Source organism: Undibacterium sp. Ji22W, assembly GCF_049340305.1.
In the GTDB taxonomy this organism is placed as follows: domain Bacteria; phylum Pseudomonadota; class Gammaproteobacteria; order Burkholderiales; family Burkholderiaceae_D; genus Undibacterium.
In genome coordinates this window covers 1-296 of the sequence record NZ_JBMPOU010000023.1, presented here as the reverse complement: position 1 = coordinate 296, position 296 = coordinate 1, and the positions used below count along the sequence as shown (strand labels likewise).

Genomic DNA, 296 nt, shown 5'->3' with positions numbered 1-296 from the left:
CAAGACAGCGCAAATAACGCTATCCCAGCAAGTGTCAACGGGACCGTCACTAATTTAAGTTTGGCCAGCGCTCCATCGCACGGCACGGCAAATATCAGCGGCCTGAATATTATTTATACGCCGACATCTGGCTTTGTCGGCACAGATAGTCTGAAATACACGGCGACCAATCCCTACGGAACATCCGTTGCGGTTGACCTTATCATCACGGTGAATGGCATCGCGGCGGTGGCCAATCCGATTAGTGCAAGTGTTTTGCAAAACAGTAATAACAACGTCATTATTTCGAGTATTAC

Annotated in this window: 1 protein-coding gene; it reads left to right on the top strand. The window is 48.3% G+C overall.

Annotation, left to right across the window (positions count from 1 at the left end; translation table 11 throughout):
• On the top strand, positions 1–296 hold a 296-nt coding region (locus ACO0KW_RS20420), incomplete at both ends, for an Ig-like domain-containing protein (protein WP_423055181.1).